General features: G+C 67.8%; 21 protein-coding genes and 2 pseudogenes. 9 read left to right on the forward strand and 14 right to left on the reverse strand.

The window, feature by feature from the left end; all coding sequences use genetic code 11:
- Nucleotides 1–145: 145 nt before the first annotated feature.
- Nucleotides 146–553: a DUF3224 domain-containing protein gene (locus tag ACK1X7_RS05650; RefSeq protein WP_385146817.1), complete on the forward strand. Its 408-nt coding sequence runs from the start codon at nt 146–148 to the stop codon at nt 551–553.
- Between the two features lie 13 nt (nt 554–566).
- Here ACK1X7_RS05650 and ung read toward each other — a convergent pair whose 3' ends face one another.
- From ung to ACK1X7_RS05680, 6 genes are all read right to left on the reverse strand, one after another.
- Nucleotides 567–1,247 (reverse strand): uracil-DNA glycosylase, encoded by a 681-nt coding sequence (gene ung, locus ACK1X7_RS05655; RefSeq protein ID WP_216341414.1) that lies wholly within the window; start codon nt 1,245–1,247, stop codon nt 567–569.
- Nucleotides 1,248–1,406: 159 nt separating this feature from the next.
- Entirely contained in the window at nt 1,407–2,168 is a 762-nt protein-coding gene (locus ACK1X7_RS05660; RefSeq protein WP_361498486.1) for an SDR family oxidoreductase, read from the reverse strand.
- Between the two features lie 18 nt (nt 2,169–2,186).
- On the reverse strand, nt 2,187–2,948 hold the full coding sequence (gene fabG, locus ACK1X7_RS05665) for a 3-oxoacyl-ACP reductase FabG (RefSeq protein ID WP_361498484.1): 762 nt from the start codon (nt 2,946–2,948) through the stop codon (nt 2,187–2,189).
- Between the two features lie 182 nt (nt 2,949–3,130).
- Complete coding sequence (locus ACK1X7_RS05670) at nt 3,131–3,526, reverse strand: DUF3037 domain-containing protein (protein WP_014058588.1); 396 nt, start codon at nt 3,524–3,526, stop codon at nt 3,131–3,133.
- On the reverse strand, nt 3,523–4,347 hold the full coding sequence (locus ACK1X7_RS05675) for a HipA family kinase (RefSeq protein WP_413114721.1): 825 nt from the start codon (nt 4,345–4,347) through the stop codon (nt 3,523–3,525). The genes ACK1X7_RS05670 and ACK1X7_RS05675 overlap by 4 nt, the downstream gene beginning before the upstream one ends.
- Nucleotides 4,348–4,518: 171 nt before the next feature.
- Nucleotides 4,519–5,160, reverse strand: a complete 642-nt coding sequence (locus ACK1X7_RS05680) for an SMI1/KNR4 family protein (protein WP_413114722.1) — start codon at nt 5,158–5,160, stop codon at nt 4,519–4,521.
- A 478-nt stretch (nt 5,161–5,638) separates the two neighbouring features.
- Between ACK1X7_RS05680 and ACK1X7_RS05685 the strand changes: the two genes are divergently transcribed.
- The 3 genes from ACK1X7_RS05685 to ACK1X7_RS05695 all read left to right on the forward strand — a co-directional run bounded on the left by ACK1X7_RS05685 (nt 5,639) and on the right by ACK1X7_RS05695 (nt 8,256).
- Entirely contained in the window at nt 5,639–6,472 is an 834-nt protein-coding gene (locus ACK1X7_RS05685; RefSeq protein WP_385146826.1) for a PIG-L family deacetylase, read from the forward strand.
- A 470-nt stretch (nt 6,473–6,942) separates the two neighbouring features.
- Nucleotides 6,943–7,524: a DJ-1/PfpI family protein gene (locus ACK1X7_RS05690; RefSeq protein ID WP_385146829.1), complete on the forward strand. Its 582-nt coding sequence runs from the start codon at nt 6,943–6,945 to the stop codon at nt 7,522–7,524.
- A gap of 183 nt (nt 7,525–7,707) precedes the next feature.
- Nucleotides 7,708–8,256, forward strand: a complete 549-nt coding sequence (locus ACK1X7_RS05695; RefSeq protein ID WP_413114723.1) for a GNAT family N-acetyltransferase — start codon at nt 7,708–7,710, stop codon at nt 8,254–8,256.
- Between the two features lie 32 nt (nt 8,257–8,288).
- Here ACK1X7_RS05695 and ACK1X7_RS05700 read toward each other — a convergent pair whose 3' ends face one another.
- Nucleotides 8,289–8,837 (reverse strand): MarR family winged helix-turn-helix transcriptional regulator, encoded by a 549-nt coding sequence (locus ACK1X7_RS05700; RefSeq protein ID WP_390794775.1) that lies wholly within the window; start codon nt 8,835–8,837, stop codon nt 8,289–8,291.
- 1,154 nt (nt 8,838–9,991) lie between these two features.
- Here ACK1X7_RS05700 and ACK1X7_RS05705 point away from each other — a divergent pair.
- From ACK1X7_RS05705 to ACK1X7_RS05715, 3 genes and pseudogenes are all read left to right on the forward strand, one after another.
- Nucleotides 9,992–10,489 (forward strand): ATPase, encoded by a 498-nt coding sequence (locus ACK1X7_RS05705; RefSeq protein ID WP_385146838.1) that lies wholly within the window; start codon nt 9,992–9,994, stop codon nt 10,487–10,489.
- Nucleotides 10,486–10,827: an ArsR/SmtB family transcription factor gene (locus ACK1X7_RS05710; RefSeq protein WP_385146840.1), complete on the forward strand. Its 342-nt coding sequence runs from the start codon at nt 10,486–10,488 to the stop codon at nt 10,825–10,827. The genes ACK1X7_RS05705 and ACK1X7_RS05710 overlap by 4 nt, the downstream gene beginning before the upstream one ends.
- A 39-nt stretch (nt 10,828–10,866) precedes the next feature.
- A pseudogene (locus ACK1X7_RS05715) lies at nt 10,867–11,636 on the forward strand (DUF899 family protein).
- A 128-nt stretch (nt 11,637–11,764) separates the two neighbouring features.
- Here ACK1X7_RS05715 and ACK1X7_RS05720 read toward each other — a convergent pair.
- The 3 genes from ACK1X7_RS05720 to ACK1X7_RS05725 all read right to left on the reverse strand — a co-directional run bounded on the left by ACK1X7_RS05720 (nt 11,765) and on the right by ACK1X7_RS05725 (nt 13,847).
- The gene (locus ACK1X7_RS05720) at nt 11,765–12,286 is read right to left on the reverse strand and encodes a recombinase family protein (protein WP_423247806.1); all 522 of its coding nucleotides are present in this window, start codon (nt 12,284–12,286) and stop codon (nt 11,765–11,767) included.
- Nucleotides 12,235–12,786, reverse strand: coding sequence for a zinc finger domain-containing protein (locus ACK1X7_RS48285; protein ID WP_423247792.1), 552 nt, complete (start codon nt 12,784–12,786; stop codon nt 12,235–12,237). The genes ACK1X7_RS05720 and ACK1X7_RS48285 overlap by 52 nt, the downstream gene beginning before the upstream one ends.
- A 170-nt stretch (nt 12,787–12,956) precedes the next feature.
- Nucleotides 12,957–13,847, reverse strand: coding sequence for a helix-turn-helix transcriptional regulator (locus ACK1X7_RS05725; RefSeq protein WP_390796141.1), 891 nt, complete (start codon nt 13,845–13,847; stop codon nt 12,957–12,959).
- A gap of 468 nt (nt 13,848–14,315) precedes the next feature.
- Here ACK1X7_RS05725 and ACK1X7_RS05730 point away from each other — a divergent pair, with 468 nt between their 5' ends.
- Complete coding sequence (locus ACK1X7_RS05730) at nt 14,316–15,308, forward strand: aldo/keto reductase (protein ID WP_385158046.1); 993 nt, start codon at nt 14,316–14,318, stop codon at nt 15,306–15,308.
- A 14-nt stretch (nt 15,309–15,322) separates the two neighbouring features.
- Here the strand turns inward: ACK1X7_RS05730 and ACK1X7_RS05735 are convergent, their stop codons facing one another.
- Together ACK1X7_RS05735 and ACK1X7_RS05740 are read right to left on the reverse strand one after the other, a co-directional pair.
- Nucleotides 15,323–15,484 carry a hypothetical protein gene (locus tag ACK1X7_RS05735; protein WP_385157839.1) on the reverse strand — a complete coding sequence of 54 codons (162 nt, stop codon included), beginning with the start codon at nt 15,482–15,484 and terminating at the stop codon, nt 15,323–15,325.
- Nucleotides 15,481–15,786: pseudogene (locus ACK1X7_RS05740) on the reverse strand (IS701 family transposase); the annotation flags it as partial. The gene ACK1X7_RS05735 and the pseudogene ACK1X7_RS05740, both read right to left, overlap by 4 nt.
- Nucleotides 15,787–16,021: 235 nt before the next feature.
- On the opposite strand from ACK1X7_RS05740, the gene ACK1X7_RS05745 reads away from it, so the two are divergent.
- Complete coding sequence (locus ACK1X7_RS05745; RefSeq protein ID WP_398161669.1) at nt 16,022–17,224, forward strand: IS110 family transposase; 1,203 nt, start codon at nt 16,022–16,024, stop codon at nt 17,222–17,224.
- Between the two features lie 16 nt (nt 17,225–17,240).
- Here the strand turns inward: ACK1X7_RS05745 and ACK1X7_RS05750 are convergent, their stop codons facing one another.
- Both ACK1X7_RS05750 and ACK1X7_RS05755 read right to left on the reverse strand, forming a co-directional pair.
- Nucleotides 17,241–17,474: a hypothetical protein gene (locus ACK1X7_RS05750; RefSeq protein WP_385157843.1), complete on the reverse strand. Its 234-nt coding sequence runs from the start codon at nt 17,472–17,474 to the stop codon at nt 17,241–17,243.
- 192 nt (nt 17,475–17,666) lie between these two features.
- The gene (locus ACK1X7_RS05755; RefSeq protein ID WP_390795418.1) at nt 17,667–18,470 is read right to left on the reverse strand and encodes an SDR family oxidoreductase; all 804 of its coding nucleotides are present in this window, start codon (nt 18,468–18,470) and stop codon (nt 17,667–17,669) included.
- Between the last annotated feature and the right edge of the window lie 511 nt (nt 18,471–18,981).

An 18,981-nucleotide genomic window follows, 5' to 3' on the forward strand; every position in this document is an offset into this window, starting at 1 on the left:
GCCGCCATACCTGACAAAGGATGTCAGGTATGGCGGCCAGGGTGACTTCCACGGCCGATCCACGGCCGATCCACAGCCGATCCGGCCCCTGGTCAGCCCCTGATCAGCCCCGACCGGCCCTGACCGGCCCATGAAAGGACCCGCCATGACCACGCACACCACCGGCCACTTCACCTACGCCGACTGGAAGGAGACCGCCCTCGAAGAGGCCCAGGACGGCGGCGTGAAGCTGGCCCAGGCCGTGGTGACGAACGCCTTCTCGGGTGGCATCGAGGCACCCCGGACCAGTTGCGACTACGCGATCACCTATCTGTCCGAGAAGGCCGGCGTCTGCTGCGGCTACGAGCTGCTGACCGGCACCCTCGACGGGCGCGCGGGCAGCTTCGTCGTACTACAGCACGGCAGTTGGGGCGAGGACGCCACCGTCCACTGCACCTTCGAGGTGGTGCCCGGATCCGGCACCGGCGAGCTGACCGGGCTCACCGGATCGGGCACCTTCGCCGCCGTACGCGGGGAGACCGAGATCCCCTACAGCTTCGACTACACGCTCTAGCCGGGTGGTCCGGTCAGGCGCCGAGGTCCGGGATCCGCCAGTCGATCGGGGTGTGTCCCTGGGCCTTGACCGCCTCGTCGATATGGGTGAAGGGGCGCGAGCCGAAGAACTTCTTCGCCGACAGCGGGGACGGGTGCGCCCCCTTCACCACCGCGTGCCGCGACTCGTCGATCAGCGGCAGCTTCTTCTGGGCGTAGTTCCCCCAGAGCACGAAGACGGCCGGATCGGGGCGCGAGGCGACCGCGTGGATCACCGCGTCGGTGAACTTCTCCCACCCCTTGCTCTTATGGGAGTTGGCCTCGCCGCCCCGGACCGTCAGCACCGCGTTGAGCAGCAGCACACCCTGCCGCGCCCACGGCATCAGATAGCCGTTGTCGGGCACCGGGTGGCCGAGCTCCTCCTTCATCTCCTTGAAGATGTTCCGCAGCGACGGCGGGGTCTTGACGCCCGGCCGCACCGAGAAGCACAGACCGTGGCCCTGACCCTCGCCGTGGTACGGGTCCTGCCCGAGGACGAGCACCTTCACCTGGTCGAACGGCGTGGCCTCCAGGGCGGCGAACACCTCCTCGCGCGGCGGGTACACCGGCCCCTTGTCCCGCTCCTCCTCGACGAACTCGGTGAGCTCCTTGAAATAGGGCTTCTCCAGCTCCTCGCCGAGGACCCCGCGCCAGGATTCGGGCAGCACATAGGGCACGTCTACAACCTCCGGTCGTGTTCCGTCTAGGGCACAGAACCTACCGGCGGCCACTGACAACGCCTCATGTGGACCGGGCACCGGCCCACGGTGCCCAGCCTCATATGGACCCGGCACCGGCCCGCGGCGCCCATGGCGCGGGGCCGGACCGGGCGCCGGTCAGCCGATCCCGGCGCCCAGCAGGATGCCGCCGTCCACCACGAGCGTCTGGCCGGTGACCCACGCCGCCTGGTCGGAGGTGAGGAAGGCGGCCGCGCCCCCGATGTCCTCCGGCGCGCCGAGCCGCTTCAGCGGATAGGCCGCGGCGGCCTCCTCCTCCCGCCCCTCGTACAGGGCAGTGGCGAACTTGGTCTTCACCACCGCCGGAGCGATGGCGTTGACCCGCACCCGCGGGGCGAACTCCTGGGCGAGCTGCACCGTGAGGTTGATCATGGCGGCCTTGCTGACGCCGTACGCCGCGATGAACGGCGAGGACGACATCCCGGCGAGCGAGGCGATGTTGACGATCGTGCCGCCGTTCTCCTGCTGCCATGCCTTCCAGGTCCGCTGGGCGAAGCCCAGTGCCGAGACGACATTGGTCTCGAAGACCTTGCGGATCACATCGAGGTCGAGATCGGCGATGGGCGAGTAGACCGGGTTGGTGCCGGCGTTGTTGACCAGGTGGTCGATCCGCCCGAACGCCTCCATCGTCCGCTCGACGGCGGCCGCCTGGTGCGCCTGGTCATGGGCCTTCCCGGCGGCGTAGATCGCACGGTCGGGCCCGAGCCGCTCCACGGCCTCCTTGAGCGCGTCCTCGTTGCGCCCGGTGATGCACACCCGGTCGCCGCGGGCCACCATCGCCTCGGCGATGGCGTAACCGATCCCCCGGCTCGCCCCGGTGATGAGCGCGGCCTTGCCGCTGTCCTGTATCTGCGCGGTCATCTGGTGGGTGACTCCTGATCAGTTGAGCGGGCCGCCGGCCACGTACAGGACCTGGCCGGAGACGAAACCGGCCGCCTCGCCGGTGAAGAAGGCGACCGCGTTGGCGATGTCGCCGGGCTCGCCGACCCGCTGCACCGGGATCTGGCCGGCGGCGGCCTTCTGGAAGTCCTCGAAGCCCATGCCGACGCGCTGGGCGGTCGCGGCGGTCATGTCGGTGGCGATGAACCCGGGGGCCACGGCGTTGGCGGTGACGCCGAACTTGCCGAGCTCGATGGCGAGGGTCTTGGTGAAGCCCTGCATTCCGGCCTTGGCCGCGGAGTAGTTGACCTGGCCGCGGTTGCCCAGCGCCGAGCTGCTGGAGAGGTTGACGATCCGGCCGAAGCCGGCGTCCACCATGTGCTTCTGGCAGGCGCGCGACATCAGGAACGCGCCCCGCAGATGCACGTTCATCACGGTGTCCCAGTCGGACTCGCTCATCTTGAAGAGCAGATTGTCGCGGAGCACACCCGCGTTGTTGACCAGGATCGTCGGCGCGCCGAGTTCCTCGGCGACACGCGCGACGGCGGCCTCGACCTGCTCGGCGTCCGACACATCGCAGCCCACGGCGATGGCCTTGCCGCCCGCCTCGGTGATCTTCGCCACGGTGTCCGCGCAGGACCCCTCGTCGAGGTCGAGCACGGCGACGACGCGACCCTCCTCGGCCAGGCGCACGGCGGTCGCCGCGCCGATGCCGCGGGCCGCGCCCGTCACGATGGCAACGCGCTGCTCGGTGGTGGACATGCGGGTTCTCCCTCGCATCGATGGCGGCTCACCGTCCCGGCCCCGGGAGTGAGCAACCGCTTAGTCTCTCCTGCGCACGAGACGCTATGAGGCCCGCCACCGCCTGTCAACGACCGCCCTTATGCACTCGCTCACCTCCGGGCGCTTTCACCCGGTGTGTCACCGCACCAGCAGCCGGCGTGTCACCGCACGAGCAGATCGAGCAACCGCTCGACCTCCGCCTCCGCGTCCGCCGTCAGCCCCGTGTGCACCGGCCCCGGCTGGACGACCGTGGAGCGCGGCGCGACCAGCCAGCGGAAGCGCCGCCCCGGGTCGTCCTCCGCCGCCTGACCGGCCCGCTCTCCCCCGCAGCAGACGCACTCCACCGCGCGCAGCGCGGCCCGTACCGCCCGCACGTCCGCCGAGGGATCGAGGGCGCGCAGCCGGTCCTCGTCCAGATGGACCCGGGCCGCCACGAAGGACGTGGCGCGGCAGTAGACGACGACACCCGCGTTGATCTGCTCACCGCGCTCGACCCGGGGCACGACCCGCAGCACGGCGTATTCGAAGACATCCCGGCCGTTGTGGAACCCGCTCACTTCGACGCCTTTCCATCGACCCACACCCGCAGCCACTCCGGCGCCCTGGACGGCTCCTCACCGGCGCGCTCGCCGAGCGTGATCCCCGCGCCGACCGTGGCCGCCCGCTCCAGCAGCACCTCGACATAGGCGCGGCGCACCGCGTCCGGCCCGTCGAAGCCCGGCTCATCGGTCAGCCACTCGTCGGGGACGTCCGCCACCACCTCGGTCAGCAGCTCCTCGGTGATCAGCGGTGCCAGTGCCTCGGCCGCCGCGGCGACATCCGGTGCGAACGGCGCGAGCACATGCTCGGAGGCGTCGTAGGGCTTACCGGCGGCCTTGTCCAGGCCGCGCCAGCCGTGGTGCCAGATCATCGTGGCGCCGTGGTCGATGAGCCACAACTGCCCGTGCCACACCAGCATGTTGGGGTTGCGCCAGGAGCGGTCCACATTGCCGATGAGCGCGTCGAACCACACCACCCGGCCGGCCTCCTCCGCACCCACCTCGAAGGCGAGCGGGTCGAAGCTGAGCGACCCGGGAAGGTAGTCCATGCCCAGGTTGAGCCCGCCACTGGCCTTGAGCAGCTCCTGCACCTCCTGGTCGGGCTCGCTCAGACCGATCACCGGGTCGAGCTGGATCCGCACCAGATCCGGGACCCGCAGCCCCAGCCGACGACCCAACTGGCCACAGACGACCTCGGCGACGAGCGTCTTGCGCCCCTGCCCGGCGCCGGTGAACTTCATGACATAGGTGCCCAAATCGTCGGCCTCGACGATGCCCGGCAGCGATCCGCCCTCACGCAAGGGCGTGACATAGCGGATCGCGGTGACTTCGGTCAACATTTTCCCAGGCTATCCGACATACTGACCTTGCAATTCACAATCGACTCCGGGCAGAAACAGACCGAAAAGTCCGCTGCCATAAGCCCTGGGGAGAATCCGGAGCGTTTTCGCCCGGCCCGCCGATCACTCGCCTCCCCGGCAGCCCGTCAAGCACGGTGCGGCCCCTCGCTGTCAGCCCTGACGGGGACGGTCCAGTTTGATCATCCCGTCGGGGAACACCCGTGGATCCCTGGGATCAATCCAGGTCAGCCCCTGGCCGCCGGTCAGCACCGGCCAGTCGTACCTCTCGTCCATGCCATCCGGCCGGTGCAGACACCGGCCCTCCTCCAGCGCCGCGGCAATCTCTTCCAGCCACTCCACCAGCGGCCAACCGCCGCGCCCCAACGGGTACAGATCGTCTCCACCGTCGACCGACCAATGCCCCAGGTGGCCGTAGGAGGGCCCGCCCCTGCGCGCGTCCACATACCAGCCGGACCAGGTATCCCCGGCCGTCCGCGCGAACGGCACAATGCCGGCCTCCCGCTCCCAGTCCCGCGTACGTCTCCGGTACTCATCCACCAGGTCGACGAGCGGCAACATCGTCATGCTGGACGGCAAAATCCCAGAACCATGGCCCTCGTCGAAACCATCATGGATCCGATACCAGGCCGCGAGCGTCGCCGGAAGCTCCACTCCTATGGCCACCTCCGCCGCTCTGATGTCGGCTTCACCAGCCGGCGGGCGCAGTACATCGGCCGAAGCGGCAGCGTGCTCACGCAGCCACGTCTCGATCCGCCCCCAGGCCGCAGCCACCCGTTGCGTATCATCACTCATGCTGAACCCCCTGTCGGACGCCGGCCGGCACAACCATGCTCATCGCTGAATTCGGCCCCAGCCATCCCACGCGAACGCGAGGAGAAGAACAGCGTCGCCATCGCCTCCAACGGGGCCCGCGCCGGCCAGTCCTTCAAGGATCTTCGAACGCGGTACGCGCGTGGCATGCATGTCTCAGCGACACGTCGGATCCGACTTCCCTTCAGCACTGGCCGTGAGATTCCGACACGAAATTTGAGAACCTGCATCCCCGTCGCCCGCCGCGGTTCGCCGGGGCCGGAGTTCTCACGCCGACGCCCGGGAGGGCCGAGCGGCCGCCCCGGGAACAGCCGGTCCGGCCGGCATGTTGCATCGACCGAGGACCGGCGTCGCACGGGTGGGCACAAGGTCATCCGCCCCGAGAGGATCCGGGCCCCGGGATCGCGGAACGCCCGCCGCGCACTCGGACCAAGACATATTTGTTCAGGAGGACTGTTTTATGACTGACCGGCCCTTGACGCTGATGGCAGTGCATGCCCACCCCGACGACGAGGCCACCGGAACCGGAGGGGTCCTCGCACGGTACGCGGCGGAAGGCATCCGTACGGTTCTCGTGACGTGTACCGACGGCGGTTGCGGTGATGGACCGGGAGGTATCAAGCCGGGCGATCCCGGGCACGATCCGGCGGCCGTTGCCTCGATGCGCCGTCAGGAACTCGAAGCGAGCTGTGAGGTCCTGAAGATCAGCGATCTGGAGATGCTGGACTATGCCGACTCCGGGATGACGGGCTGGCCGAGCAACGACGCCCCCGGATCCTTCTGGCAGACCCCCGTGGAGGAAGGCGCCGCCCGACTCGCGGAACTCATGCGGCACTACCGCCCCGATGTGGTCGTCACCTATGACGAGAACGGCTTCTACGGCCACCCCGACCACATCCAGGCCAACCGCATCACGATGGCGGCGCTGGAGATGACCGCGCTGACACCGAAGGTGTACTGGACGACGATGCCCCACTCGACGATGCGGCGGTTCGGGGAGATCATGCGCGAGTTCAATGAGGACATGCCGGAGCCGGATCCCGCCGATGCCGCCGCGATGGCCGAGATCGGCCTCCCCGACGACGAGGTCACCACATGGGTGGACACCACCGCATTCAGCGACCAGAAGTTCGACGCGCTGGCCGCGCACTCGAGTCAGGGCGAGAACATCTTCTTTCTCAAAATGGGCAAGGAGGGGTTCGGCGAGTTGATGGGCATGGAGACCTTCCTACGCGTCCAGGACGCCACCGGCGCGGCCCTACCCGAGAACGATCTCTTCGCCGGACTGCGCTGACCTGACTCCTGATCCCGGTACAGCGGCCGGGGACGTCGTAAGCGTCCCTGGCCGCTCCCCGGCCGTGCGTCTCACGGCCATGTAGAGCAAATGCGCCATGGCCGCTCCCGCCGGGCTGGAGCTGACTCTCCTGGCCACCAGACGTGGCACATCACCGGCGGCCTCTCAACGGTGCTGCTCGGCCCGATCCTGGCCGAGGCATTCGGGGCCGGAAATGGAGTTCGCGATCTGGCCGCCGCGCACGGTCGACACCGCGGCGATGCCCATGCCGGACGCGGTGATCCTCAGCCACGAGCACCTGGACCACCTTCACCCGCCCTCGCTTGCTGACCTTGCCATCCACGATTGACTTCGGCAGGAACAGACCGAGGGATCCGCGGCCCCGGGGGATGGCCGGCCGGGAACTATTCGGCCGGTGCGGCCGACTTGTAGGGCAGGGCAGCGCTCCACCGACGAAGGAGACATAGCCGATGCCTCTGCGCGTTCAGATCCTCATGTACGACGGGGTGGAGGAGCAGGACGTCATCGGGCCGCGTGACGTTCTCGGGCACGCCGAGTCGGCGGGCGGCGAGATACGGACGACGCTGGTGCGGCCATCGGCTCCTGGCGAGGTGACATGTTTCTTCGGCACCAAAGTCACGGTGCCGGCCGCATGGGAGCCCACCGACACCGATCTTCTGATCGTGCCGGGCGGCAGCGACCGGCTGATCAACGATCCGGATGTCCTACGGGACCTCGTACGGGCGCAGCGGGCCGGAGTCATCGTCGCCGGTGTCTGCACAGGAGTCATGGTGCTGTCCGCGGCAGGCTTGACCAAAGGCCGCCCGTGCACGACACACCACCTCGCCAAGGCCGCTCTGGCCGCCCAGGGAGGCAAGGTGGTCGACGCACGAGTCGTTGACGATGGGAACCTGGTGACCGCGGGCGGTGTCACCAGCGGAATCGATCTGGCGCTATGGATGATCACCCGCGAGTGCGGCGCATCGATCGCCGCAGGCGTCGAGTCCATCATGGAGTACGAGCAGCGCGGTGTCGTCTGGCGAAGCGCCTGATCGCCATCGCGCTGAGCATCGTCACTGAATCACTGAACTCGGCGCAGCGCAGCGGCGGCTGGTTCCTGACGGCCTGTGGAAGTTGGTCGCCCCCTTTATCCCTCATGCCTGGAGGAGCCGTGGCCTTGTTGGTGAGGTGTGGGAGCACGTGCCGCTCGGCGAGCGTGCGATAGGTTCCCCGCCATGACTGAATCAGGGTCCGTCGTCTGGCCACCTGCCCCGATCAAGACCGAGCGGCTCGTACTCCGCGAGTCCGAGGCCCGGGACCGTGCGGCGTTCATCGAGCTGTTCACCTCGCCGGAGGTGAACACCTACCTGGGCGGCCCTCGACCGCGTGATGAGTGCGAGCGTGCGTTGCCTGAAACACCCGAGAGGCGTCCCGGCCTTTTCGTGATCGAGCTCGACGGAGCGATGATCGGCACCATCGAGCTCAACCGGCGCGACGCGGAGCGTCGGAGTCATGTCCGTCCGGATGCCGGGGAGGCCGAACTCGGCTACCTGCTCCTGCCAGAGGCGTGGGGACACGGGTACGCCGCCGAGGCGTGCGCGGCGGCGCTCGACTGGTTCGCCGACGCGCTTCCCGGCGAGCCGGTGGTGCTCTGCACCCAGACCGCCAACGACCGCTCGATGCGCCTCGCGGCGAAGCTGGGGTTCACCGAGGTGCAACGGTACGAGGCGTGGGGCGCCGCACAGTGGATGGGCGTGTGGTCCCCGGACACGCCGCCCGCTTGAGCTCGTGCCCGGACGAGGTGGTGTGTCGGCCGTCAGCCTTCGTCGTCTTCGACGGCGTCCGGGTGCTCCCGAGCCGCGGCTGGTCGTCGGTCGGTCGGGGCCGGGGTCTCGACATTCCGGATCATCCTGCGTAACACCTTGAGCGCGGCCACGTACTCCTCGTCGCTGATGCCGTCGTGGACCACAGCACGAAGTTCGGTTACCAGCTCGCGCAGCCGCACCCTGGCGGCTTCTCCTGCGTCGGTGAGATACAGACGATGTCCGGCGTCGGTCCGCAGCCAGCCGCGGTGGAGCAATTGGGCGACGACACGGGGGATCTCGTGTTGTCCGTCTGCGAGGGGCAGAAGCTGGGCTGCTATCTCGTCGCGGCTCGGCGCCGCGGGCCAGTACTTGATGCTGTTGAGTACCCAGTACTGCGGCTGCGTGACGTCGATCCCGGCCATGGCGTCACGCAGATGCCGGGTAACGACCGCGTGAACCTGACCACTCCAGTAGCCGATGGGCTGGCCGGCCAGCATGTCGTCAGTGGCAGCCGGATCGGCCGGCGCCTGGTCGGTGGTGGTGCCAGTCGGGAAGTCCATGATCATGACGCTACATCCGCGCACCCGACCTGAACACTGTCGAAAGTCGCATCAACCGCCGTCGCGGTGGCTCGGCGCATTTCCTCCACCCCGCGTGACAGGTGAACCATTTACGCAGCTCCAGCTCCCCGTTGGAGTACACGGGGCGTGTACAGCCTCCACGGCGCGCGTCGGTCCGGCGTCGGCGATCTCGGCGAACAGTCCGTTGACCGTGTCCGTGCCCGTCAAGGCCGGACCTCCGCGGCCAGCGCTCACCGGCGGCGTCGGCGCTGAGCAGTGTGTGTTCGACGCCGACCCGGTCCAGCACCTCGGCGAGCAGGCGGGGTGTGCGCCGCGCGCCGAAGTCGAGTGCGCCGGACCCGGGTAGGCGTAGCGGAAGATGCGGGCCGAGCCATGGGAACTGCCGTCGTCGGCGGCCGGGTGTGATCGCTCGGACGGTCAGGTGTGAGTTCGGGCGGTGCTAACGCGTGTTGCACATGGCCGTGAACTGGGCATCTCCCGTGTATGGCTGGGGCGTTGAGGGCTGAGCGGGTGTGGGTGGGGACAGCACGGCAACGGCCTCCATCACGCCGTCCAAGCCGTCGCCCACATGCACAACCTCGCCCACAGCATGAGCCGACCGCGCCACCCCCGCAGCTCAGGCTGCCAGTTCACGGCCATGTGCAACACGCTTTAGCCCGGAACCACGGCTGACGACCGATACGTCGGGCGACGGCGGCGATCTCCTCGACCGTGTAGGAGCTGCGGGTGCCGGAGATCGACATCCCGGTCGCGTCGGCGAGCGCCTTGAGCTGGTAGGGCTGCGGCTTGATGAAGGGGCCCGAACTGGCGACCTCGCGTAATTGGGAGTCGCGTATTCCTCGGCGCGCGAGAGCTCGTGATCACCGTGAGTGATTACAGGGGGCGTTGTGGCGCCAGGTCCCCCCGGCTCCTTCAGCAAGGCGGACGGTGGTGTCGTTACTGATCCCGCTGTGGTTCGCAGGCGTTGAGGCGCGTGGTGTGCGGCCGCCGCTGCGGTACGCCAATGGGGGTGCGGCGCAGGGTGGTGCTCAATGGCGGGACACAACTGCAACCGTTGGGTTGCAGTTACGGGCTTCGATGTGCAACCGTTGAGTTGCGGATCGATGCGCGGGAAACACCCGAGGGAGGAAGCCATGAACGACACCACCTACACCGACGCCGAGCTCACCGAGCTTGACCGGATCGCCCGGCAGATCGACATCGACGCCCCGGCAGAGCGGGTCTGGGAGTTGGTCGCGCGCCCCGGCTGGTATGTCAACGACGGCGCGGTCCAGGCCGACCCGGACATGTGCTACGAGGGCGACGTGGCCGTGGTGCGCCATCCGACGCTGGGCGAGTTCCGGTTCCGGACAGTGACGCTGGACAAGCCGCGCTACGCCGCGTTCCGCTGGATCGGTACCCCGTTCCGGGATGAGTCGACGCCCTCGACCCTCGTCCAGTTCTGGATCGACGAGCGGGACGGCGGCGGGGTGACGCTACGCGTCGTCGAGAGTGGATTCTCCGGCCTCGCCGACGACCCGGCCGCGTGGCTGAAGGAGCGCGAGGGCAACGACAAGGGGTGGCTCACCGAACTGGAGGCCGCGAAGGCGTTCGTCGAGAAGTCCGCACCGACCCCGACGACGCAACCGTGACCGCCACTCTCCCCGTCATGTGTGCGGCGCTCGGCGACCCGACGCGCTGGGAGATCCTCACCCGGCTCGGCGAGGGCCCCAAGTCGGCGTCCACGCTGGCCCGGGTGCTGCCGGTGAGCCGACAGGCGATCGGCAAGCACCTGGAGGTGCTGCGCGAGGTCGGGCTGATCGAGTCCGAGCAGCGCGGGCGCGAGGTCGTCTATCTCGCGGTCGGCGCCCGGCTCGGCGCGCTGGCCCGGGAACTGGACCGGATCGGCCGCTCCTGGGAGACCCGCCTGCTGCGGCTCAAGGAACTGGCGGAGCGCCCCGGCCCGGTAGCCCCAGAAGCCTCCGAGTGACGGGAGACGACTGATGGCTTACGACGATTGGACACGATCGTGACCGAGTACGACAGCAGGAGTGGGGACCCCGACCGCGCGCCGGCGCTGCCGCCGGTGGCCAAGCGGGCCGCCTTCCAGGCCGAACTGGACAAGCTGAGAGTCCGCGAGAAGGCACACACCCGGGAAGGCGACGCGATCGCCGCGGCCCGGCGCCGGCTGCCCATGGTCGAGGTGGCCGCCGACCTCGAACTGACCGGGCCCGACGGGCCGGTCGCCCTGCTCGACGCGTTCGAAGGGCGCCGGCAGCTCATCGCCTACTACTTCATGTGGCACGACGGCCACGACGCGGCCGGGCAGTGCGAGGGCTGCACCTGGGTCACCACCCAGGTGCAGGAGCTGTCCTACCTGCACTCCCGCGACATCACTTACGCGGTCTTCTGCCAAGGCCCGTACGAGGAAAGCCGCCGCTACCGGGACTTCATGGGCTGGGAGGTGCCGTGGTACTCGGCCCTTCCGTCGCATGACGAGCTCCTGGTCGGACGCCACGTCGGCATGATGCACCTGGTCTGCTACCTGCGCGCGGCGACCGCGTCTACGAGACCTACTGGACGACGCTGCGCGGGGTGGAGACGACGGACTACAGCTACGCACTCATGGACCTCACCGTGTACGGACGCCAGGAACCGTGGGAGGACTCGCCCCCCAACTGGCTGCGTGGCCAGGGAACACCCGCCGACCACGTCGGCCTGCGGAGCAACGGACGTCCCATCCCCCAGTGGTCCCGCATCGAGGCCGGGCGCTCCGACGACCTCACCCCTCGACCGTGACGGCACAGTCGGCGCGCAGTCCCGGGTGGTTGACGATCAGCCGCCGGTTCCGAGATACGCGCGAAAGGGGCAATGAGTCGTCGTGCGGGCCGCGCGACCAGCGGGTATTCGCGGTGGTGTCTGGCTGATCAGGTGCTGGTTGTCGCTGCGGCGAAGTCGGCATGGGCCTGGCCGACAGCCTCGGGGTGAGCCTGCCGTTTCTCGTGCTCGGCCAGGGCTCGGTAGATGCTGGCGATGCTGGGGTTCTTCCCCCGGCGTTTGCCGGTCGGGATGTACAGATCCCGGCGGATGTCCTCGACGGACTCGCCCTTCGCGCGTCGGCGCACCACGGTGTGCAGCATGTCGTCGGTGATCACCGGTGGCCGCCCGCCGTGATTTCCCTTGCGGGCAGCGACACTGAGCCCTTCCAGGGTGGATTCGCGGATGGTCTCGCGGTCAGTTTCGGCCATGGCGGCGAAGAAGCCGAACAGCATCCGGCCAGTCCCGGAGGGGTCGTAGATCCCGGCGATCGGCCCGGCGAGCATTTCCAGCAGGATGCCGTGCGCGGTGAGGTGGTCGGCGAGCGCGGTCAGCTCAGCGGAGTCGCGGCCGAGGCGTTTCATCTCGTAGACGGTGAAGATGACCCGGCAGTGCGGGGCGTGGGCCTTGATCTGCCGAGCCGCCTCGAGCGCGGCCCTCGAACTGGGGCCGGACCCGGATGCGGGTGGAGATCTTCTCGGAGAAGATCTTGTCGCGGCCGATGCCGAGCGCTGCGAGGGCGTCGAGCTGGGACTGGAGTTCCTGGCTGAGGTGTGAGCAGGGCGTAGCCGATGCGGATGTCCGCGCTCGGGGCGTCCGGCGCGATCGGCGCCGACGACGGGGTGCCTGGCCGCCATGGCTGTCCCGGTCCGCGGTCGGCCGGAGTCGGCACGCGCAGTTCCTTCGCCAGTCGAGCGACCTTGGCGAACCGGCCGGTGTGATACGTCCCGGCGACCGCGCCGGAACGGGACCGGCAGGGCGAGCCCGGCCCGGCCAGGCAGCGCGGGCACGGGTGCCGCTCGACCTCATCAGCGTCCGACAGCACGGCCGCCCCTTTCGCGAGTATCCCGGCGGGCCCCCAGATACTCGGTCCGCGTCTTGGCTCGCCGGCCATAACTTCGCAACTCGCCATATCCGCCCGATTTTCGGCGAGTACTACGGCGACCCCGACTGGGTTTGCCTGCGCCCCAACTGCGGGAGCCCAAGTCAACTTACGATCACTCGAAAGGCATTCCCAACGTGGGCCCGACGCTCTCGCCGATCGTTCAGCGCTGACTCAGACGGACTGAAAAGGTTGGAATATCATCTGAGTGCTTGAATCTCGGTCGCAAGCCTCTCCTGGCTAGCCGCCCACGACGCCAATAGGGCTAGACCGTCCGCGGTCGCCGTGCCAGCGGGCGCGGTGTAGACGTTCAGGAGCAGGCCGGGTTCGGCAGGCAGCTCCATCGACTCGACGTCCAGGTCGAGCTGGCCCGCTACCGGATGGTGCACACGCTTGCGTCCGGACCGGTGGAGCCGAACGTCCCGAGATGCCCACCGCTGCCTAAATAGTTCACTGCGTGTTGATAGTTCACCGACTAGGGCGATCAGCTCCTCGTCGTGCGGATTGCGGCCGGCTTCCATGCGTAGCTTCGCGGCCACATCGCAGGCGATTCGGTCATAGTCGACGAAGAACGTTTTTGCCGCTTCGGGATCTAGATACACGAACCGCGCGGTGTTCGCCGGCCGTCGCGTGTCGGCCAGCACCGGTGAATACAGCGCGCGGGCAAGTTGATTCACGGCCAGCACGTCATAACGGCCGTTGCAAATCCAAGCCGGCGCATCGGTGATGGCGTCGAGCACCTGCTGAAGCGCCGGACGCACCGTCACGGCGGGTCGCCGGCGGCGTGGACCGCTGGGCGCCCTGGACTGCCGCGCAAGGTGGAATAGGTGATCGCGCTCGGCCTCGTCGAGTTGCAAGGCAGAGGCCAACGCGTCGAGCACCCCGTCGGAGGCGCCGGTGAGGCTGCCGCGCTCCATACGCACGTAGTAGTCGACCGATACCCCTGCTAGTAGAGCTACCTCTTCGCGACGCAGACCTTTGACCCGGCGGTTGCCGCCGTAGGCGGGCAGTCCGGCCCGCTCGGGCGCGATCCGCGCGCGACGGGAGCTCAGGAATTCCTTGATCTCAGTGCGTAGATCGATCGTGGCCACCCCTTCACCATAGGCCCTGTCCGCAGGCGAAGGGAGGTTCTGCTGGTACCCCGATGGCTACGCACCCCCTCACACGCGGCATGCGCCCAGCGTCGTAGCAGGAAAAGGCCCGCGGTAGGACCCGGCCCGACTGGCGAGGAACACGGCGATCCCGCCATGTCGTCGTCGCGGCCAAGCCGGCGTAGCGGGGCCGACCCCGCGATCGCGTCGCCGATCGCATCGATTCATTGTCACCCTTGATGCCGACCCGACAAGTGGCTCAATCACTTTCGTGGCGATTCGCGAGCTCAGCACGAAGAATTCCACGTGGACAGAGTGCCAGCCCGCCGGACAAGGGTGGCATCGACAGTACCTGTATCAGGAGGGCCTCCCCGCCGCCCGCAAGGCGGGCTTAACCTGCTGTGACCGGTTCCGGCTGAACAGCCGGAACAATGGGTCAGATGACCTGTACCGAAGGAGCATTCTCCAGTGCAGAAACGCAAACTTGGACAGCACCTCGAAGTTTCATCCCTGGGACTCGGTTGCATGGGCATGAGTTTCTTCTACGGTCCGTCCCCGGACCCAGCCGAGATGACGAGGCTGCTGCGGGCTGCGGTTGACCGCGGCGTGACATTCTTCGACACCGCCGAAGTCTATGGCCCTTTTACCAATGAAGAGCTGGTCGGTCAGGCGCTGGCGCCGGTCCGCGACCAGGTGGTGATTGCCACCAAGTTCGGTCTCAAGCACGGAGAGCAGGGGCCGACCCCGGCGTCGGGGCTCGATAGCCGACCCGAGCAGATCCGTCGAGTGACCGAGGCCTCGCTCCAGCGTCTGCAAACGGATTGCATTGACCTTCTTTACCAACACCGCGTCGATCCCGACGTGCCCATCGAAGACGTAGCAGGCACGGTCAAGGAGCTGATCACCGAAGGTAAGGTCAAGCACTTCGGTCTATCGGAGGCAGGTGCGACGACGATTAGCCGAGCCCACCGCGTGCAGCCTGTGACGGCGCTGCAAAGTGAATACTCGCTCTGGACGCGAGACCACCAAGCCGAGATCATTCCGACCTTGGAGAAGCTGGGCATCGGCCTAGTGCCATACAGCCCGCTGGGCAAGGGCTTTCTGACCGGCACAATCGACTCCCGTACATCGCTGGCCGACAACGACCTCCGCCGCATGCTGCCGCGCTTCACTCCTGAAGCACGGCAGGCCAATCAAACACTGGTCGACTTGCTGCGGCAGATCGCCGACGACAAGGGAGCCACACCAGCCCAGATCGCTCTCGCCTGGGTGCTGGCGCAGAAGCCGTGGTTCGTGCCGATCCCCGGCACAACCAAACTGCATCGCTTGGAAGAGAACCTGGGAGCGCTCGATGTCGAATTGACGTCCGGCGACCTGCAACGCATCGAGGCGGCCGCGGCCCAAATCCAGATCCAGGGTGAGCGCGTCCCCGAACGGTTGAAGTCTGTGTTCGGCCGCTAATACTGCAACGGCGCCTAGATGATGTAGCCGCGGCGTCGGTAGTGGCAGAGGCGGGCTTGGTGCTGTCGTCGGCGGCGCCATCGGGACCAGGACCAGACGCGTTCGACGGGAGGGCGTGTCGCCAGCAGCAACGCGGCGGTCAGCCGCCGCAACTCGGGCAGCGTGCAGTTGATCATGCCTTCGAGCTGGGCGTGGTGTTTGCCGAGGCCGTCTGCGGGGCGACCGCGGCGCGGGTGCCGGCCAGCCATGCGGCGGCCGGCATGGACAGGGTGGTGTGGACGTACCAGGTTCGGTAGTCGCGGACCTGGTACTTGTCCAGCCCGGCCTCGCCTTTGGCCTGCTGAAAGCACTCCTCGATGGCCCAGCGTGATCCGGCGATCCAGGCCAGGTTCGACAAGGTGGCTCGTCGGGGCCCGAAGCAGATGTAGTAGGCGATCTCGCCGCTCGAGGTGGACCGTCGGGCGAGCAGCCAGTGCCCCCCGTTACCTTTTCGTGGCTCCGTAATGGGGCCCCCGGCCTTCGGGTCCGGCATGACTTCCCCCTTGTTGTTCATGATCCGTGGGGTGGTGTCACCGGGTCCGGAGGCATCGACGGACCGCTGATGAGGGGCTTGAGCACCGGCTTCACCCGGGCCGGAAGAACTCTCCGTAACGTGGATGTGGCAGCTCGGTGCCGTGGCAGGCCGGACGAAAGCGTGATGGAGGGGCCTGCACGTGATCGAAACCGGTGACATCGACGTCTTCCTCGGCCTGGACGTCGGCAAGGGCGAACACCACGCCACTGCCGTCACCCCGGCCGGAAAGAAGGCGTTCGACAAGCGCCTTCCCAACACTGAGCCCAAGCTCCGCGAGCTGTTCGCGAAGCTCCAGACCAAGCACGGAACGGTGCTGGTCGTCGTGGACCAGCCAGCCTCGATCGGGGCACTACCGCTCGCGGTGGCCCGGGACATGGGCTGCCCGGTCGCTTATCTGCCGGGTCTGACGATGCGGCGGATCGCAGACTTGTATCCGGGTGAGGCGAAGACGGACGCGAAGGACGCGTTCATCATCGCGGACGCGGCCCGCGCGATGCCCCACACGCTGCGGGCGATCGACGGCGAGGACGAGACGATCGCCGAGCTGGAGATGATCGTGGGCTTCGATGACGACCTGGCCGACGAGGCCACCCGGGTCGCGAACCGGCTGCATGGCCTGTTGACGCAGATCCATCCGTCGCTGGAACGGGTGCTGGGGCCGCGGTTACAGCACCCGGCCGTCCTCACGCTGCTGGAACGGTTCGGATCCCCGGCCCAGATCCGCAACGCCGGCCGTCGGCGGCTGGTCACGCTGCTGCGGCCGAAGGCGCCGAGGATGGCCGAGCGGCTGGTCGAGGAAATCTTCGCCGCGTTGGACGAGCAGACCGTCACCGTTCCCGGCACTGAGGCGGCCGCACTGATCGTCCCGAGCCCGGCCACTTCGCTGACGGCCGTCCTTGACCAGCGCGAGCTGCTGGCCGGGCGGATCGGGGAACTCCTGGAGGCCCACCCTCTTTCGAAGGCCCTGACGTCCATGCCGGGAGTTGGCGTCAGGACCGGAGCCCGCATCCTGATCGAGGTCGGTGACGGCAGCACCTTCCCCACCGCCGGCCACCTCGCCGCCTACGCCGGACTCGCCCCGGCGACCCGGAGCTCGGGTTCCTCGATCCGCGGCGAACAGCCATCCAGGAGAGGAAACAAGCAGCTCAAACGGGCCTTCTTCCTATCCGCGTTCGCCGCCCTGGGCGACCCCGCATCCCGGGCCCACTACGACAAGAAGATCGCCCAGGGCAAGCACCACACCCAGGCCCTGCTCTGCCTGGCCCGACGCCGGGCAGACGTCCTCTTCGCCATGCTCCGCGACGGCACCTTCTATGAACCCCAACCCGCAGAGGCCAGATGAGGGTCAGACCGATCGGTCAGTCATCCGGTCGAAGTCGCTGACGAGCGTCCTCAAGCCGCTGGTCATAGTCAGGGGCGAACAGCTCAGGAAGCACTTTGTCCAGCGTTCCGGCGATCCGATGGATCGGTGCCCAGACCGCTGGATCGTCGACGACGCGACTGAGGTCCGTCATCTGGAGCTTCTCCAGCCAGTGCGACAGCACCAGTGCCTCGTCACTCGTGAGCTTGATCGTGACCTGGCCATCCCCCATGCACACCCCTACGGCTTGACCCCACTCTCGACCACACGAACCTACTGGCCTTCGACCTTGACCAAACACATAGGGGCACCCCCCGGCCCGGCGCCCAGCAGATGCGGATCGGGACCCGGGCCCAGGCGTACTCCCGCGGGCCATGGGAGCCCGCACCCACCGAGAGCCGCCGCCGCCCGAACCGGCCGACGCCTAGGTACCTGATGCGGTCGTGGCGATGCCGCCGTCGACCGGGATGATGGTGCCCGTGAGGTAACATCCGGCCCGGCCAGCGAGGAACACGGCGATACCTGCCATGTCGTCGTCGCGGCCGAGCCGGCGCAGAGGGGCCTTCGCCGCGATCGTGTCGCCGATGGCATCGAGCGTGGACGCCATCATCTGCGACGGGAACGGTCCTGGGGCCACCGCGTTCACCGTGACGTGCTGTGGGCCCAGTTCTCTGGCAAGCACTCTGGTGAGTTGATGGAGTGCCGCTTTGCTGCTGGCGTACGAGTAGTTGGGCGACTCGGCGACGTGGATGGCGGCGATACTGCCGATGTTGATGATCCGCGCGGGATCATCGGCGGTGCCCGCCCTGCGAAGTGCGGGGAGCAGCGCCTGCACCAGCCAGAACGGCGACTTGAGGTTGAGGTCGATCACTGCGTCCCAGGCCTCGTCCGGGAACGTCTCCAGCGGCTCGCGCCACATCGCTCCCGCGTTGTTGACGAGGATGTCCAGGCGTTCCGAGTCGGCCTTGACAAGATCAGCGAGGCGCTGACACTCGTCGTACCTGGACAGGTCGGCGGGGATTGCTTGAACGTCGCCGAATTCGGACAGTAGATGCTGTGCCTCCGCGCACGTGTCTGCCTTGCGTGAGCTGATAATGACGCGGGCGCCCGCCTGCAGAAGGCCGCGCGCTATCATCATCCCAATGCCCCTGGTGCCGCCAGTGACAAGTGCGCACTTTCCACTCAGATCGAAAAGGTCTGCGTGAGTGGTGAACTGGTTGTCCGCCATTGGTCTTCGTCCCTTATGTCGTGGAAGCATGTGCTGACACGGTCGCGCGTCCGGTGCATCTGAATTGAACTGATGGGGGGTAAAGCTGCAGTGCGTGTCCATGGAGTGTTGTCGGCGCTTTCGTTCAGGGCGCCTGGGACGGGTTCTCGGGCGGCCGCCGTGCGCGCCTCCCGTGGATCCATTACTTCTCCTCTGTGTAGCTGGGAGCCGACTCAAACAGGTTGACAGGCGTCCTGGACGTCTGGGAGACCCTGGTGATACAGGTACTGCGAGAGCCACCCTTGCCTGGTTGACGGCGGCCAGTGGATACTCCCCGTAGGCGGCCGTTTATCTAGTATTTTGTGGCCGCGAGCTTCCCCACTGGCGGCCGATACCTCCCCGGACCTGGACGGGCACCGGCCAGCGAAGCTGGCCGGTGTGAAGAACAGCAGGGAGATCCAGGAAATCCTGGAGGCATACGACCTCACGGGGAGTTATCGCGGCGCGGCCGAAATGGACGAGGCCGTCGCCC

The organism is Streptomyces sp. CY-1, from assembly GCF_047218265.1.
Lineage (GTDB): Bacteria > Actinomycetota > Actinomycetes > Streptomycetales > Streptomycetaceae > Streptomyces > Streptomyces niphimycinicus.

Coding starts and splice junctions, on each gene's coding strand:
- ACK1X7_RS05650 (WP_385146817.1), top strand. CDS start 146: ATGACCACGCACACCACCGGCCACTTCACCTACGCCGACTGGAAGGAG.
- ACK1X7_RS05660 (WP_361498486.1), bottom strand. CDS start 2,168: ATGACCGCGCAGATACAGGACAGCGGCAAGGCCGCGCTCATCACCGGG.
- fabG (WP_361498484.1), bottom strand. CDS start 2,948: ATGTCCACCACCGAGCAGCGCGTTGCCATCGTGACGGGCGCGGCCCGC.
- ACK1X7_RS05675 (WP_413114721.1), bottom strand. CDS start 4,347: ATGTTGACCGAAGTCACCGCGATCCGCTATGTCACGCCCTTGCGTGAG.
- ACK1X7_RS05680 (WP_413114722.1), bottom strand. CDS start 5,160: ATGAGTGATGATACGCAACGGGTGGCTGCGGCCTGGGGGCGGATCGAG.
- ACK1X7_RS05685 (WP_385146826.1), top strand. CDS start 5,639: ATGACTGACCGGCCCTTGACGCTGATGGCAGTGCATGCCCACCCCGAC.
- ACK1X7_RS05690 (WP_385146829.1), top strand. CDS start 6,943: ATGCCTCTGCGCGTTCAGATCCTCATGTACGACGGGGTGGAGGAGCAG.
- ACK1X7_RS05695 (WP_413114723.1), top strand. CDS start 7,708: ATGACTGAATCAGGGTCCGTCGTCTGGCCACCTGCCCCGATCAAGACC.
- ACK1X7_RS05700 (WP_390794775.1), bottom strand. CDS start 8,837: ATGGACTTCCCGACTGGCACCACCACCGACCAGGCGCCGGCCGATCCG.
- ACK1X7_RS05705 (WP_385146838.1), top strand. CDS start 9,992: ATGAACGACACCACCTACACCGACGCCGAGCTCACCGAGCTTGACCGG.
- ACK1X7_RS48285 (WP_423247792.1), bottom strand. CDS start 12,786: ATGGCGAGTTGCGAAGTTATGGCCGGCGAGCCAAGACGCGGACCGAGT.
- ACK1X7_RS05735 (WP_385157839.1), bottom strand. CDS start 15,484: ATGATCAACTGCACGCTGCCCGAGTTGCGGCGGCTGACCGCCGCGTTG.
- ACK1X7_RS05750 (WP_385157843.1), bottom strand. CDS start 17,474: ATGGGGGATGGCCAGGTCACGATCAAGCTCACGAGTGACGAGGCACTG.
- ACK1X7_RS05755 (WP_390795418.1), bottom strand. CDS start 18,470: ATGGCGGACAACCAGTTCACCACTCACGCAGACCTTTTCGATCTGAGT.